This window comes from Polaribacter sargassicola (assembly GCF_021991835.1).
Taxonomy (GTDB): domain Bacteria; phylum Bacteroidota; class Bacteroidia; order Flavobacteriales; family Flavobacteriaceae; genus Polaribacter; species Polaribacter sargassicola.
On the sequence record NZ_JAHDAU010000135.1, the window covers coordinates 1 to 317 of the forward strand.

The window sequence follows — 317 nt, forward strand, 5'->3', positions numbered from 1 at the left end:
GCGCAGGCAGCGCACCGCTCTGGTCGCCCTGATCGCGGCGGCGGCCGCACTGGTCGGGGTGAGCGTCTGGCTCGACGTGCTGCCCGCCCAGGAGTCGGCTCCCCCGGCCCCGCGCGACTCCGACGGCCCGGTCGACATGGGCGGCAATCGGCTGGAGCTGGTCCGCGCGGTCCCCAACGAGTTCCCCGCGCCCGCCGGTGCGCACACCCTCAGCATCCGGCTGTCCGCCGACAGCGCGGAGGATGCCGAGCGCTGCGGCACGTTCACGCTCCGTGAGAAGGATGGCGAGCGCGTCTGGCTCACCGCGGGGTCCGCGG

General features: G+C 75.7%; 1 protein-coding gene. It reads left to right on the forward strand.

Annotation, left to right across the window (positions count from 1 at the left end; translation table 11 throughout):
• Positions 1–317 (forward strand): hypothetical protein (locus KI686_RS16185; RefSeq protein WP_237590356.1); only part of this gene is annotated, 317 nt, incomplete at both ends.